This window comes from Actinoplanes sp. ATCC 53533 (assembly GCF_003947245.1).
Genome location: NZ_QHHV01000148.1, coordinates 1 through 13,110, shown reverse-complemented (window position 1 = coordinate 13,110; position 13,110 = coordinate 1). Strand labels below are relative to the sequence as shown.

11 protein-coding genes and 1 pseudogene are annotated in these 13,110 nt (G+C 69.5%); 2 read left to right on the top strand and 10 right to left on the bottom strand.

Annotated elements, in window-relative coordinates:
• Window positions 1-23: 23 nt before the first annotated feature.
• From DMB66_RS40215 to fxlM, 6 genes are all read right to left on the bottom strand, one after another.
• On the bottom strand, window positions 24-1,154 hold the full coding sequence (locus DMB66_RS40215) for a hypothetical protein (protein WP_125809376.1): 1,131 nt from the start codon (window positions 1,152-1,154) through the stop codon (window positions 24-26).
• A 2-nt stretch (window positions 1,155-1,156) separates the two neighbouring features.
• On the bottom strand, window positions 1,157-2,083 hold the full coding sequence (locus tag DMB66_RS40210) for a thiopeptide-type bacteriocin biosynthesis protein (protein WP_125809375.1): 927 nt from the start codon (window positions 2,081-2,083) through the stop codon (window positions 1,157-1,159).
• A complete protein-coding gene (locus DMB66_RS40205; RefSeq protein ID WP_125809374.1) occupies window positions 2,065-3,222 on the bottom strand; it encodes a lanthionine synthetase C family protein in 1,158 nt (385 codons plus the stop codon). Before DMB66_RS40205 ends, DMB66_RS40210 begins: the two co-directional genes overlap by 19 nt.
• A complete protein-coding gene (locus DMB66_RS40200) occupies window positions 3,219-6,239 on the bottom strand; it encodes a lantibiotic dehydratase (protein ID WP_125809373.1) in 3,021 nt (1,006 codons plus the stop codon). Before DMB66_RS40200 ends, DMB66_RS40205 begins: the two co-directional genes overlap by 4 nt.
• Before the next feature lie 102 nt (window positions 6,240-6,341).
• The gene (locus tag DMB66_RS40195) at window positions 6,342-6,536 is read right to left on the bottom strand and encodes an FxLD family lanthipeptide (protein ID WP_233625184.1); all 195 of its coding nucleotides are present in this window, start codon (window positions 6,534-6,536) and stop codon (window positions 6,342-6,344) included.
• A 25-nt stretch (window positions 6,537-6,561) separates the two neighbouring features.
• On the bottom strand, window positions 6,562-7,824 hold the full coding sequence (fxlM, locus tag DMB66_RS40190) for a methyltransferase, FxLD system (protein ID WP_233625183.1): 1,263 nt from the start codon (window positions 7,822-7,824) through the stop codon (window positions 6,562-6,564).
• 718 nt (window positions 7,825-8,542) lie between these two features.
• Between fxlM and DMB66_RS40185 the strand changes: the two genes are divergently transcribed.
• The gene (locus tag DMB66_RS40185; protein ID WP_233625182.1) at window positions 8,543-9,610 is read left to right on the top strand and encodes a hypothetical protein; all 1,068 of its coding nucleotides are present in this window, start codon (window positions 8,543-8,545) and stop codon (window positions 9,608-9,610) included.
• Window positions 9,611-9,648: 38 nt separating this feature from the next.
• Window positions 9,649-10,128, top strand: a complete 480-nt coding sequence (locus tag DMB66_RS40180; RefSeq protein WP_125809371.1) for a TIGR00725 family protein — start codon at window positions 9,649-9,651, stop codon at window positions 10,126-10,128.
• A gap of 324 nt (window positions 10,129-10,452) precedes the next feature.
• Here the strand turns inward: DMB66_RS40180 and DMB66_RS40175 are convergent, their stop codons facing one another.
• The 4 genes and pseudogenes from DMB66_RS40175 to DMB66_RS40160 form a co-directional block, all read right to left on the bottom strand.
• Entirely contained in the window at window positions 10,453-11,313 is an 861-nt protein-coding gene (locus DMB66_RS40175; protein ID WP_125809370.1) for a GNAT family N-acetyltransferase, read from the bottom strand.
• Window positions 11,314-11,623: 310 nt separating this feature from the next.
• Window positions 11,624-11,896: a hypothetical protein gene (locus tag DMB66_RS64470; protein ID WP_125809369.1), complete on the bottom strand. Its 273-nt coding sequence runs from the start codon at window positions 11,894-11,896 to the stop codon at window positions 11,624-11,626.
• A 321-nt stretch (window positions 11,897-12,217) separates the two neighbouring features.
• Window positions 12,218-12,310 (bottom strand): annotated as a pseudogene (locus DMB66_RS66170) (AAA family ATPase); the annotation flags it as partial.
• Window positions 12,311-12,384: 74 nt separating this feature from the next.
• On the bottom strand, window positions 12,385-13,047 hold the full coding sequence (locus DMB66_RS40160) for an isochorismatase family cysteine hydrolase (protein WP_199752901.1): 663 nt from the start codon (window positions 13,045-13,047) through the stop codon (window positions 12,385-12,387).
• Window positions 13,048-13,110: the final 63 nt, after the last annotated feature.

The window sequence follows — 13,110 nt, the reverse complement described above, 5'->3', positions numbered from 1 at the left end:
CTCGTGTGATCCACTCGCATGGTTCACGCTGTGCTTGCGATCCGGGGTAGTGATTCGGTAAGAACCTTCGCTGCCTCGGCGGCCATGCTCGTCAGGTGTGTGATGACCGGATCGTTGGGTGAGACGCCGTATAGGCCGCTGGCGGTCATGATCGCGGTGAGCTTCTCACGCTGACCGGCCGTGATTGTCCCGAGTAGGCCATTCGAGCCGGATAGGTCTCTGGCGCCGTATCCGTCGTCCGAGGCGATTACCGATTCCGTTGCGTGTTGGAGAACGCGGGCGGCAAGGCCGGGATCGGATGGCTGTGCGATCAGTGCGAGGGTGACCCCGAGCCGGGTTCGGTAGGAGATGAAGCCCTTCTCTGGACGAGCCTGTAGGTATCTGCCGACGGCAGCGTTCAGCAGGTTGGCCGACCCCGGTGTGCCGGGTTGGCGGAACATCAGTTGCAGGCAGTCTGCGACGTCGCGTTCCCAGTCCTGGCCGGCGTGGGTGGTGTCGATGATGTCGGTGGCCTGGCCGGTGTTTCCGGACAGAGCTGCGGCGATGGCGGCGATCTGACGGCCTTCGGTCAGGCGGTCGTCGATGCCGTGGTGATGGACCGCGAACCGGCGAGCGTCGTCCCACCGTCCGGCTAGGGCGAAGGCTCGGATTCCTTCGGTGAGCAGGAGGGTCCGGACGAATGTGAGCAGGTCGCCGTGATCGCGCGGGCTGCCGGTGGTGGCCGAGACGGCGAGGACCTGGCCGTCGACGGCCAGGTCCTCTCGGTGGGCGACGGCTGTGTGAACGTCTTCGAGCAGGGTGACGGCTTTGTCGCCGTCGCGGTCCCGGATTGCTAGACGGGCCAGGTTGACGACCGGTTCGAGTAGCCAGCGGGTCTCCTGGCAGGTGAGCGGCCGGCCGGTGTTGCGGTACGCGTTGATCTGGTCCCAGCACAAGCCTGTGGCCAGTGACTTTAGGCGCCAGTCGCTGGCGAAGAGGGCGAGTTCGTTGAGCGTGTTGGATGCTCCCCGCGCTGGCCCGGGCCCGGCGCCGTTCGCGCAGATGGTGAGCCGGGCGGCGACTTCCTGGACCCGTTCGTGGATCGGTGGGCAGCTCGGCCGGGGCCGGCCGATCAGCGGGAACCGGCGGACGATATCGGGCAGGTGAGGATGCATGGTCAGTCCTTCGGGAGGGTCGCGGCGCGGGCCGCGTGTGCCAGCACACCCTGGACATCAGCCGGTAGCCCGATCCGGTTCCAGTGGAAGATGACGATGTGCGCGATGATGTTGCGCAGGCCCCGGCCGAGCTGTCCGGTGTCGGCCAGAGCCCGCAGCGCCGATCCGGCCAGTCCGAACGCTTGCACCCACAGCCGCGTGTGGGCGAGGGCGTGGCCGTCGGGGAACGTGCCGACGGGGGCATGCAGCATCGGCGCGAGACCGGCGGCCAGCGCGGTGACCTTCGCTTGATCGGCGGGTTCGGGCCGGAGCTGGGCGACGGCGTCGTAGACCGCGCCGGACTCGAACGCATCCAGTCCGGCGGCGTGCTGCAACGCTCGCAGCAGGACCAGGGACACCTCACGTCGTAACGGCCCGCCCGGGGATTGCCGTAGATGACCGAGGAGGCCGGCGGTGTCGGCGCAGAAGAGATCGTGGACGGCGGCCATCGCGGCGGGGCCGCCGAACGCGGCCTCTTCCGGTTCGTAGACCGAGCGCCGCCATCCGGTGATCGTTCCGGTTTCGGTGAGCCGGTCCAGGATGGGGATCACGACGCCGGCGCGGGCCCGGGTCCGGATTCGCCAGTCAGGATATTTACGTAGGAACCACCAGCCAGCCCCGGTCTGGTCCAGCAGCGGTCCGAGTTGGGTCGCGACTGTCTGTTCGACGGTGTGGAAGTCGGCCGGGGTCACGTACACCTGCACCCAGGCGTCTTCGCTGCGGCGACAGAGCGCGGCGACGCCTGCGGCCCGGTACACGTCGACGGCCTCGGCCAGCCGCTCCGGGTCAACTCCCGCCCCGGCGGCGGTGGTGTGCAGGTCCGCGCCGGCGAGGATGGCTTCGGTGGCGGTGCTGAGCGGCGCGGGGATGATCAGATCAGGAGCAGGCATGTGTCCCATCCGGTGGCCGGTGCCGTTGCGGCGGTGAGGGTGTCGTGAACGAGGGCGGCTCCTGCGCCACCGGTGATGAACCCGTCGTCGCTGGTGGGACCGGCTTGGGTGGTGGTCCGGCGATGCAGGTAGGTGGTCAGCAAGGCTTTGCTGGCCTGGTTCGTCATGTCGGCGCCGGCTCGGAACAGGGTCTGGTCGAGGCCTGCGGTGCCGTGGCAGATCCCGGGTTCGGTGAGCAGTGCCAGGTTGGCTGCCTCGGTGCAGGAGGTCAGAGCGTGTTCGGCGAACTCCCGGCGGGCGCAGTCGCCGATGGCGGCGGCGGCGAGCTGCTGGGCCCGGCCGATTCCAGGAGTGCCGTAACACCACGACGGGCGCGGCCGATGACGGTGCTGCCGCCCGGTGGTGCCGGAGTCCAGGTCGGGCAGGGTGATCCACGGCGGCCATGCCGGCCCGGACCCGGTGTCGTACTGCCACCGGTCGAACCAGGCGAGCAGCCGCCGGATGGCGTCGTGGTGCCCCCCGACCTGGTGCCCGCGCATGCTGGCTCGGGCCAGCAGGGCGAGCATCCCGGCTGCGCCGTGCGCCATGCCATTGTTGGCGTGTCCGCCCGGTGCGGGCACGGACGTGTCCGGGTCGCAGAGCGCCCACCAGCCCGGAACGGTTCTCGGGCCGTCGCTCCGATCATGGGTCAGGGCCACGACGTAGTCGAGGACGGCGCCGAGTTCGTCGCTGGCGGGTAGATGATGCAGTAGGTACGAGCCGAGCCCGGTCAGGCCGTACAGCAGGTCGAAGTCGGTGAACGACTCCGGTGCGTGGCCGACTGAGGCGGTCAGCCGCCGCCTCACGATCGCCTGCACATGCTTGTCGATCTCGCTGGCGGCTGCACCGAACGCGGGGTGCAGCGGTGCCGCGGCGTGGAGCAGGACTCCGACGGTCGGGGCGCCGTAGTAGAGGCTGGTGTGTGTGCCGCCGTCGACCGGAACTCCGGTCACCAGCCCGAGCAGGCGAGCCGCTTCCAGGATCGTTGCGGTGCCGGACCGGGCCTGTTCGACAGCCCGTAGTGCCGCTGCGGCCGGCCCCTGGCTGAGGGACTGGGCGTCGGCGTGGCCGGCGGTGAGGGCGCGTGGGGTGGCCGTCATGAAAGATCGGCCGGGGCGAGCAGGCGCAGGCCGGCGGCCCGGGCGAGGCGGTTGGTCGCCTGTTCGGTTTTCGGGTCGACGCCGACGGCCCTGATGTGATGGTCGTGCACCAGTGTCGTCAGCATCTGGGCCGAGTCGATTGCGGCGGGCAGCAGGGTCCGGTAGCGGCGCAGCGCGATGTCCCGGTCGTGCCAGGCCGTGACGAGCGCGGCGCCTTCCGGCAGATCAGCGAGCTGGCCGGCGTCACCGGCGAGGGCCCGGACCCGGTCGGTGAGGGCCCGTGCCGCCGGCTGGGTCCGGGTGCTCAGCACGTTGAGCAGTATCCGAAGCCCTTCGTCGCCGGTGGTTCCACCGAATGCGGCGGCGATCCGGGTCATCGACAGGGCACACAGCACCGCGGGCGGGATCCCCGCCGCGCTGCTCGCTCGGATTTGGGCGGCGGCGGCGCGGGAGTCGCTGGCGAACACCGCTTCGGCGGCTTCTTCGGCCGGGCCGGCTCCGTACCGGGCGGTGTGCGGCTGGTACGGGATGAACGTCATCTGCCACGGCAGGCGCCGGGTGCGCAGAGCCGCGCAGAATCCGGCGAGCTCACCGGTCACCTTGGCGTGATCATCCGGTCCGGACAGCCTGATCGTGACGGTCAGGTGCTGGTCGGCGTGTTCGTCGATCAGGTCCCGGAACCGACTGGTCCACCAGCGCAGCACACCGACTCCGGCCAGGGAGTCGAGCAGGTCCGGCAGGTGCCGCGACAGCAAGACGTCGAACCGGGCCGGGTTGCCGGTCAGCCGGGCATGGATGACCGTTCCTTCACCGGGATGGGTTGGCTCGCCTGCCGGTCCGGTCGGGGGAAGCGGCCGGCGTTGCGCAAGATCGGGACGCAGGACGGTGAGGAACTCGATGGGTTGGGGCGGCCAGGCCCGGCCGGCGGCCGGGTCCTCGCGGATCTCCATTAGGTCGGACTCGCGGAGGTGACGGCGTATCACCGCCCGGTCCGCGGCGCGGTCGAGATCGGCGGTCTGGTGCAGGTTGCCCAGGAGGAGGACGACCTGGGCCGGTACGTTCCACCGTTGCCGCCACCGGGCGAACTCCTGCTCCCACCGGGCGGCCGGGTCCGCGGCCGGAAGTTCGGTGGCGGTCAAGCGCCACCGTCGTGGGGACAGGATCACCGGCCCGTACCGGATCCGGGGCGTGTACGGCAGGACTCTGCCGGTCGCGCCGAGGCTGAACGGCCCGTACTGAATGCTGCGGGACTCGGTGATCTCGGCGAGGAACCGGGCCAGGGCCGGGGTCTGGGTGATGATGTCGAGAGCGTGCGGTATCCGGGCGACAACCCGTCGTCCGGTCGAGATCCGCAGCAGGTGGAACCGTTCCTGGTCGGCGGTGACGGCGAGGTCGTCGACACTGATCGTGGCGTCCTCACCGGTCTCGGCGACCGCGATCGTGTCGGTCAGCAGCGGGCCGGTCCGTACGATGTTGTAGTCGTGGTCCCACCGGGGCGGGAACGACACCACGGCGGCGGTCGTCTCGCTGTCAGTGCGATATGTCGCTGCGAGGTCGTCGCGTTCCCGGTCGGGAAGCAGGTACGCGAACCGGCCGGTCATGCTGGTGCAGGATCGTGGCGCCCCGGTGATGTGCAGGTCGAAATTGCCGGAGGCCAGCGCCTGCGGGTCGTCGGCGTGAACGGTGAAGCCCAGCTCGATCCGGTCGGGGAACGTCGCCGTGGCGTGGTCACCGACGGTCAGGGCGCTGACGTCTGCGTCGGTCAGCCGGATCTCGTCATGCCGGCCGATCAGGGCCTGCTGGATCAGGGCAAGCAGGTGCGCGTCGCGTGCGGTGACGTCACGCCAGGTCCGGCGTGCGGTTGGCCCGTCGAGGAATCCGGCGGGGTAGCCGAGGCCGGAATCGGCCAGCAAGTCGTTGATCGCGACGACCGCGCCGACGCCGTACCGTTTGCGGAACCGCGCGTGGTAGTCCATCCACGCTGAGGTCCCGAACGGTTCGGTGGACACCTGAATGAGCAGGTTCGCGGCACGGCGGGCCTCGTCGACAACCCGGTCCGGCAGTTGCGCCGCGCTGGTGTGCTGCATGTCGACGGCCAGGACGCTGGCCGATGAGGCGACCGTTCGCATCATCTGGTCCAGGTCGGCGCGTATCCGCCGGGCGTCGTCCGGGTCGGTGCTCCGGTTGTGCCGGTCCACGAGTTCGTGCACCCGGGCGAGCCGGCCGGTCACCTCGTGCAGGTGGGGGAGTTCGGCGCCGGTCAGGAGACGCAGGAGCCGGCCGAGCGGATCGGCGGCGGCGGCTGGCGCGAACAGGGAACTGATCAGGACACCGCTGTCAGTCAGGGAGTGCACCAGGCCGGTGACCTGTTGCAGGCTGGCGCCGAACCGGCTGGCGAGCTCACCGGCCAGCTGGGCGAACGGTATGGGCCTCGTTGCAGCGAGGACCGCCGCGTGCACGGCCGGGGTGCAGCGCACGGACATCTCCCGGCCGGTTTTCGCCGCGGCGCCGGGCCGGGCCTGGACGTACAACCTGCCGTCGCGGATGGTGGCACTGCTGTCCACGGTCAGGGTCAGCTTCTCCCGCAGAACCCGGTCTGCGGCGAGCGGAGCGACCACCGCGGCCAGCCAGTCCGCGTCGGTACGGACCACCGGCCGTGCCGACGCGGAGGGCAGCCGAGCCGGGACACCGGTGACGGTGACACCGACCGCGGCGAACAACCCGAATGGGGTCGCCCTGGTCTGCCACCGCGTCAGGTAGCCCGACAGCGCCCGGCTACACCGCCGGACGTCACCGTCGGCTCCCGGTAGGGCGAGTATTTGACCGATCCGGGCAGCGAGCGCTGGGCTGGCCAGCGTGACCGCTTCGGCCACGACCGGATCGGCCCAGGCCCCGGCCAGCCAGCGCCGGGCCTCGGCCTGGTCGTCGGGTGCCGGGCCCGGAAGGTCTGGCGGGCAGGTGCTCACCCGGCTGATGACGGGACCGACCGGCTCATACCGCCGGTGCTGGCTGGGCATGGTTGCACCTCCGTAGGTCTGGTCGGATCCGGGTGGCGGGACCTGCCGGGTACGAATCGGCAATCTCGTGCCGGGCAGATCCCGCCTCAGTGCCGACGAGGGTCAGTCGCGCGGGTCGTACGCGGAGGTGGTGCAGGCGCTGCCGGAGCAGGTCTCGCCGCAGCCGTCACCGGTGGTGCAGCGCAACTGCGCGACGGGGACGGTTTCCTCGACCACCTCCAGGTCGAGCCGGAACAGGTCGGTCAGGTCGTCGGGGCCGGTGACGGGGGCTTCGAGCAGTGCGGTCGGAGGAACCATGGCGATCTCCCATCGTGAAGGGGTGTTATGCCACCTGGTCGGCGGTCGCGGCGCGACGGCCGGGCCAGGAGATCGTGACGACGCCGTGGGTCTTGACGAGCACGGCGGCCTCGGAGGGAAGGTTGTTACGGTCAGCTCCGTCAGGCCAGTAGCCGAACGTGACGTCGGCGCTGCCGCGCCCGTCGCGGTCCCACGCGCGAACCTGCTCGGCCAGGGTGTCGGCGGCGACGTCGGCGACGTCGGCGTCCCGGCCGTAACCGCGGGCGGTGAATTCCATCCGTCCGTCGACCGGCTGCAGGACGAGGAAGGCCACGCCGGCGTCGCGGACCACCCCGTACGGGAACCAGTGACCACCGCCGGCGGTCATGAACTCCTTGTCGCCCTCGATCCGGCAGAAGCCCGGCATGAACCAGGCGAGCCACAGGTCGAGTCCGGAGAACGACTCACCGTCGCCGACGGTGACCCCCGATCGTGCGGTGACCGGTTCGCCGGCCAGTGCACCGTCGAGGACGCTCATGTCGGCGGGGGCACCCGAGTCGAACCGGACCCGCATCTTGTGCCCGCCCGGGGACGGGAGGGTGAACACCCGGTCGGCGTGGGCCTCGGCGCCTTGAAGGCCGACGAACCCGGCGACCTCGACCGAGGTGCTCACCAGGACTTCGTCGTTATCGTTGCGGCGGAACGCGATGGTGCGGGTGACACCGTTCGTGACCAGAGGGACGACGATCGTCGCGGCCGGTTTCAGCATCCTGAGCAGCCCGGGTGCGAGGTCCCACATACCGACGGTCACGATGACCGCGTCGAACGGGTCCTCACCGTCCAGTCCCTGCCCGGCGTCGGCGGTGAGCACCCGGACCCGATCGCTGTACCCGGTCTTGTCCAGCAGTTCCTGCGCACGGCTGGTCACGTCGGGGTCGATGTCGACGCTGACCACGCTGCCATCCGGGCCTACTACCTGGGCGATGAGCGCGGCGTTGAGGCCACCGGAGCCGATCTCCAGGACCCGGTGTCCGGGCTCGAGGTTCGCCTGCTCCAGCATCGCGGCCATGATGTAGGCAGCGGACACCGACGACAGCGCCACTCCGTGCTCGTCGCGGACAGTAATCACGGACCGGTCGACGTGGTAGGCGTCTTCCAGCGACACCCCGTCGGGTAGAAAATCCTCCCGCGGTACTGCCAGCACGGCCTGGGCCACCGGTTCGGTACGAATCCAGCCGCGCTCGCGCAGTTTGGCGACGAGCGCGGCCCGATGTTCCTCGGACGCGGCTGGCAGATCTGTCGTGGTCACGTGCACTCGCTTTCTCGATGGTTGGCACCGTCCCGGGGAGCGGACGTCCCGGGACGGCCAAGGACAGTCAGACGGGATCCAGGAACGGATAGTCCACCAACCGGCGTCGTGGGAGCCGCCGCGCGGTCCGGCGCGGCACGTTGTCACCCGGTGTGGTGGTCCTACAGCCGGAACCGTCTCGCCAGAGGAATCGCCGAAGTCAAACCAGGCTGTGCTCTGCACCACATCATGCCTGGCGCGATGACGCACATCTATGCCCGCTGGTGTGTCATCCGGCGCGCCGTTGTCGCATCCGTGTCGCATCTTTATCGCGCCTCACCCCAGGCCCCAGAAGACAACCCAAACTGGACTCGCGGCGTCTCTACGATGGCGTGAACGGACGTGCGACGAAGCCGAACGGACCTCGACCATGGCAGAACACCCGACGCTGCTGAAGCAGCTGTCAGCCGAGCGGCACTGTCAGAAATACTCGATCTTCTGCCGTGGGTGGGATCTCGCCGCCGAGACCGTCGACCCGGACCTCGTTGGCAGATGGCCCAGCCGGTCCCAGCACGCCCGCTGGCTGGCCGGTGACGTGCAGACCCTGCCCCGGCCGGAGTCGTGCCTGGTCCTGGAGGAGATGTTCGACGGGATCGCTACAGCGGCCCTGCTTGGTCCGCCATCCGCAGCTCCCGGTCCCGTCGGAACCAAGGCCCCGGCCCGCACATCGTCTGCCACCGTGATCGTCATCGACCCGCCCACGACTGGAACCGGCGATGTCGGCTCCACCCTGCCGACCCTTGCCGAGGAGATAGCCATGTCCGCCGAAGAGTCTTCCCGGTTCGTCACCGGGCCTCGGGCAACCGCCGACGACGAGACCGTCGCCCAGTTGGCCGCCGACGTCCGCAAACTAGCCAAGGACTACCTGACCGACGCCCCGTACACCCTCATCCGACCTTTGAACCATGCACGCGACAGGGTGTTCCGGCTGATTGACGAGCGCCAGCTACCGCGTCTACTCCCCGGCCTGTACGCCGGTGCAGGCAGGCTGTCAGCCCTGCTCGCTCACGCCTGCGCCGATCTCGGTCACCCCTATGCCGCGGACTCCCACGCCCGAACCGCCTGGGTGTGCGCCGAAATGGCCGACGACGACGCTCTACGGGTCTACACCAAATGGGTCCAGTCCAACACCTCCTACTGGACAGGTGACTACGCCACCGCCGCCGAAGCCGCCGCCGTCGGACGCCAGCACGCACACACACCCGCCGACGTCCTACGCCTAGCCAGCCAGCAGGCCCGCGCCGCCGCCGCAGCAGCCGACCGCCGAACCGCTGCGGACGCCCTCGCCGCCGCACGCGACGCCTGCGCAGCCGTCGCCGAGGGGCCGGCGGGCCGAGACGGCGTGTTCGACTTCAGCGCCGGCAAGGGGAACTACTACTTCAGCGAGATCGGTGTGACCCTCGGCGGCGAAGAGAACTGGGCCAGGGCAGCCGACGACGCACAGACTGCCATCACCCTGCTCACCGCAGATCCCGCCGCCTGCAGCGAGTTCCGAGCCGCTGCCCACATTGACCTCGCTGCGGCCCGGCTTGCCGGCGACCACCTCGAAGGCGCCGCGGAGGCCCTGGCACCCGTGCTGAACCTGCCGGTCGAGTTGAGAACCGCCCCGGTCGCCGGCCGCGCCGCTTCGATCGCCACCACAATCGCCAAAGCCCGCTTCGACGCAGTGCCGCAAGCCGCCCTGCTTCGTGATCAGCTGCGTATGTTCGTGGCATACTCGGCCGCCCGGGAACTCCCGGCCGCCTGACCCGGCATGACGCCCGCTGCACATCGAAGGAGCAGAGCATGGCCATCCAGGTTGCTGTGTGCGGCCCCCGGCACTGCACCGACCAGGACCGCGCCGACGCCCACCGGATCGGGCAACTGCTCGCCGAACGTGGTGTGACCGTGATCTGTGGCGGCGGGATCGGCGTCATGGAAGCCGTATCCGCCGGCGTCCGCTCCCGCGACGGGATGGTCATCGGGATCCGCCCGAACGACAGCAGTGAAGGTGCGAACGAGCACCTCACCGCCACGGTGGTCACCAATCTGGGGGAAGCCCGCAACGCGGTGATCGTCTGGTCAGCAGACGCGGTCATCAGCGTCGGCGGATCCTGGGGAACCCTCAGCGAAGTGGCCCTGGCCATGCGCCGCGGCGGAATCCCGGTGGTATCCCTCAACGGCTGGCGGATCATCGGAGCCGACGGCGCCGACATATCCGGCCTCATCCACACCACCAGCGCCGCCGATGCAGTACAGCAGGCCCTGGAACCTCTCGAAAGATAACCCAGCTGGCCCCGCCTCGGAGTCTCCGGTGGGCCGGTCATACAACAAGTCGTAAAGGCCCGGCCAAATGTCGGTGGCGAGGCTAGGAATCTGTGGTGCGGCGCCTCTCCCGGACGGTGGCCGCGAGGATGCACCTCTACCGCCCGTCCGCATCGGCTGTCGACGAGCGGTTGGTGGCGTCGCCGATACTCACCACCCTCACCGATACAAACGTTCGCTGGTCCCGCGGACACACCGCGACGACGAGAGCACGTCGTTCACCATCAGTGAGCCGATCAACGCAAATGCGGCCCCAGGTGGCGTCGTGTCGGGGCCCGGCACGACTTAGGTTCGGGCATACGCGAAGCCGTACACGGCCCAGTCGGTAATCGGAAGGTAGCCGATGCCCTGGTAGAGGGCGTTGCTGGTGGGGTTGGCGGCATCCGTGAAGAGCACGACGTCCGTCGAGCCAGCGGCCAATGCGGCTCTGCTCACCTCAACGGTCACGGCGCCCGCGTAGCCGCAGCCGCGAAGATGGGGCGGGGTGTAGACCGGGTCGACCCGGACCTGGCCGGCGACCATCGGGTTCAGGCCGGCCATGGAGACGGGTGTGCCGTCCGGGGTTTCCCAAAAGGTATAGCTCTTGTCGGCGAAGCGGGTGCCGGCCCAGGATGCAGCGTCAATGGAGACGGTCTGCCCGACGTCCTCAGCGAACTCCTGGCACCAGCGCATGAGGAGTTCATGGTCCTGTCTGCCCGCGAGCCGGCCCCGGCCCACCGGGGCTCTCGCTGGCGGTGTGAGGGTGCCGAGGCGGTACAGGTGGAGCCGAGTACGAAGCGTCGGTGTGGCGCCGGTGTGCCGGCGCCACACCTCGGCGAAAGCGGTAGCGGTGCTGTGGTCCGCGGTGACGGAGGAATGGGAGTGCCCGAGGGCGACGAGTTGGGCGGCGAGAGCATCGGCTTGCTCAGGAGTGAGGGAGGTGACGTTCAGGGCGCGGGATGGGGATCCATAGAAGATGGCGCGGATCTCGCCGCCGGCCTCCAGCCGACCGAACACGACGCCGTCCGTGTCCGCCTGGCGTGTTCGCAGCTTCTCGGTCGCCGTCAGCGCCATCGTGTGTTGCGTGGGCTGCGAACGCAGGAAGGCTCCGGCTCGGGTGAGGAAGTCGTTGACGTCTTCGGTGAGGTGCCAGTCATCCGAGCGCATGGTTCAGGATTTTCGCCGTCTCCTGGCCGAGGCGCCAGCGACTCACCTCCCGGCGCTTGCTGGCACGGCGAGCCCGGCCGGCACCGCAGCGCTGCTGGCGGCCTGGCGGCGGGTGCACCATCGCGGCTGTAGGCCGCATCGACTGCGTAGTCCGCTTCGCCCGCCGCGTCCGCACCTCAGGCAAGTCGACCTTGGCACAGGGCCGGCCACGATCTTCCGCCTGGAACCCGGCCCGCCGAGTGCCGAGGGTGTAGGTCTGTTGCCCGGCACCACCGTCGGCCCGCGGGTTCCCTCGTACGTGCTAGGCGCGCTACTGGACATGGCCCCGGTCGACCCGGTTAAGGTGGCCGGAGTCACCGGCGACCAGGGGGACGATCCGATGCGCCGACGCACCGTGCTGGCCGCTGTGCCGGCGGGCATGCTCGTCCGGCTCGACGACGCTCTCGCCGCGCCGGTCACACCTTCCTTTGAGGCCCGGCAACTCGGTGTCGCAGTGCAGTACCGGCGTGCCCGCAAGCTGTTTGACGCCGGGCAACTGGCGCAGCTCGTCGACACGATGCCGGACCTGCTCGGCGCTGCCCATGCCGACACCGCGTCTCACCACCCGGCGGGATACGCCCAACTCACCGCCTGTTACACCCTCGCCAGCGAGACCCTCAACAAGACCGGCGCACACGAGGCCAGCAGACGGGCCGCCGACCGTGCCGTCGCCTTCGCCGCCCTCGCCGAGTCGGCACTGTCGAAGTCGGCGGGCCGCTGCGCCGCCACAGTCCGTGGTCCACCACCACGTCCCTGCCGGCTTGCAGCAGCCAGACCAACTCCGCTCGCACCTCGGCGAGGATCGGCCCTTCCCTCTCGAAGTACGCGGGTGCGGGTAGTCGATGCCGTAGCGGCCGTGTCGGGCGAATACGCGCTCATCCACCGACAGCCGCACCACGCCGGCTGGTTCCAGCACGCGACGGGCGTACGTGGTCTTTCCTGCGCCGGTCAATCCCACCAGCAGATACGCCACCGCCAGACTCTCGGCCTTCACTTCATCGGCGGTTTCTCCCGGGGCCCAGCCCTTCACGGCTAAGCCGCGAGCAGCTCCACAATTTCACTGGTGGTCCGCACGTCGCCGAAGGTCCGGTAGATCGTGTAGAGCGTCGCGTTGTGGTCCTCGTCCCGGCGGGCCGCATTCGCGTCGGCAACCATGATGACCCTGTAGCCGAGCGTGCTTGCGTCCCTTGCCGAGGACTCGCAGCAGACGTTGGTAACCGTCCCGGTGATCAGCACGGTATCGACGCCGCGGGCCTGCAGCAGGTCAGGCAGCGGCGAGCGTCCCGGAAAGAAAGCGCTGGCGGCGGTTTTCTCCACCAGCACGTCGCTGTCGTCAACCTCGAACTCATGCCATAGCCGTGATCGAAGTGGTCCTTCGCCTCCGCTTCGCCGGAACATCTCGGCGACCTTCGGCCCGAGGAACTCGTCCTTGACCGCGGAGCGTTCACCTGCTCCGGGCAATACCCATGCCACGAGGCCGCCCGCCTGGCGCAGGGCATCGGCGAGGCGGGCAATGTTGGGGACGATCCCGCGGGTGTAGGGGTTCTCCTCGGCGAAGAAGGGCACCATGTCGATCACTACCAGTGCTGTACGATGCGGCGCTACGGTGGTGAAGGCATGCCGTCGGCCACGCCGAGACTCGTGCCGCTGATACTCCCGGTCCTCGATACGCCACGCGTGCGTCATGCGGTCCATACTCGCCAACGTAGCGAGAGCGGGCTCGGCGGACTTCCCGCCCGCGCCGCCCGTCCGAGGTTG

What these genes read in the sequence shown, in the direction of transcription:
- DMB66_RS40175 (WP_125809370.1), bottom strand. Translation starts at nt 11,313, where the DNA reads ATGCGCTCGGATGACTGGCACCTCACCGAAGACGTCAACGACTTCCTC.
- DMB66_RS40215 (WP_125809376.1), bottom strand. Translation starts at nt 1,154, where the DNA reads ATGCATCCTCACCTGCCCGATATCGTCCGCCGGTTCCCGCTGATCGGC.
- DMB66_RS40200 (WP_125809373.1), bottom strand. Translation starts at nt 6,239, where the DNA reads ATGCCCAGCCAGCACCGGCGGTATGAGCCGGTCGGTCCCGTCATCAGC.
- DMB66_RS40205 (WP_125809374.1), bottom strand. Translation starts at nt 3,222, where the DNA reads ATGACGGCCACCCCACGCGCCCTCACCGCCGGCCACGCCGACGCCCAG.
- DMB66_RS64470 (WP_125809369.1), bottom strand. Translation starts at nt 11,896, where the DNA reads ATGGGCAGCGCCGAGCAGGTCCGGCATCGTGTCGACGAGCTGCGCCAG.
- DMB66_RS40195 (WP_233625184.1), bottom strand. Translation starts at nt 6,536, where the DNA reads ATGGTTCCTCCGACCGCACTGCTCGAAGCCCCCGTCACCGGCCCCGAC.
- DMB66_RS40160 (WP_199752901.1), bottom strand. Translation starts at nt 13,047, where the DNA reads ATGGACCGCATGACGCACGCGTGGCGTATCGAGGACCGGGAGTATCAG.
- DMB66_RS40180 (WP_125809371.1), top strand. Translation starts at nt 9,649, where the DNA reads ATGGCCATCCAGGTTGCTGTGTGCGGCCCCCGGCACTGCACCGACCAG.
- DMB66_RS40210 (WP_125809375.1), bottom strand. Translation starts at nt 2,083, where the DNA reads ATGCCTGCTCCTGATCTGATCATCCCCGCGCCGCTCAGCACCGCCACC.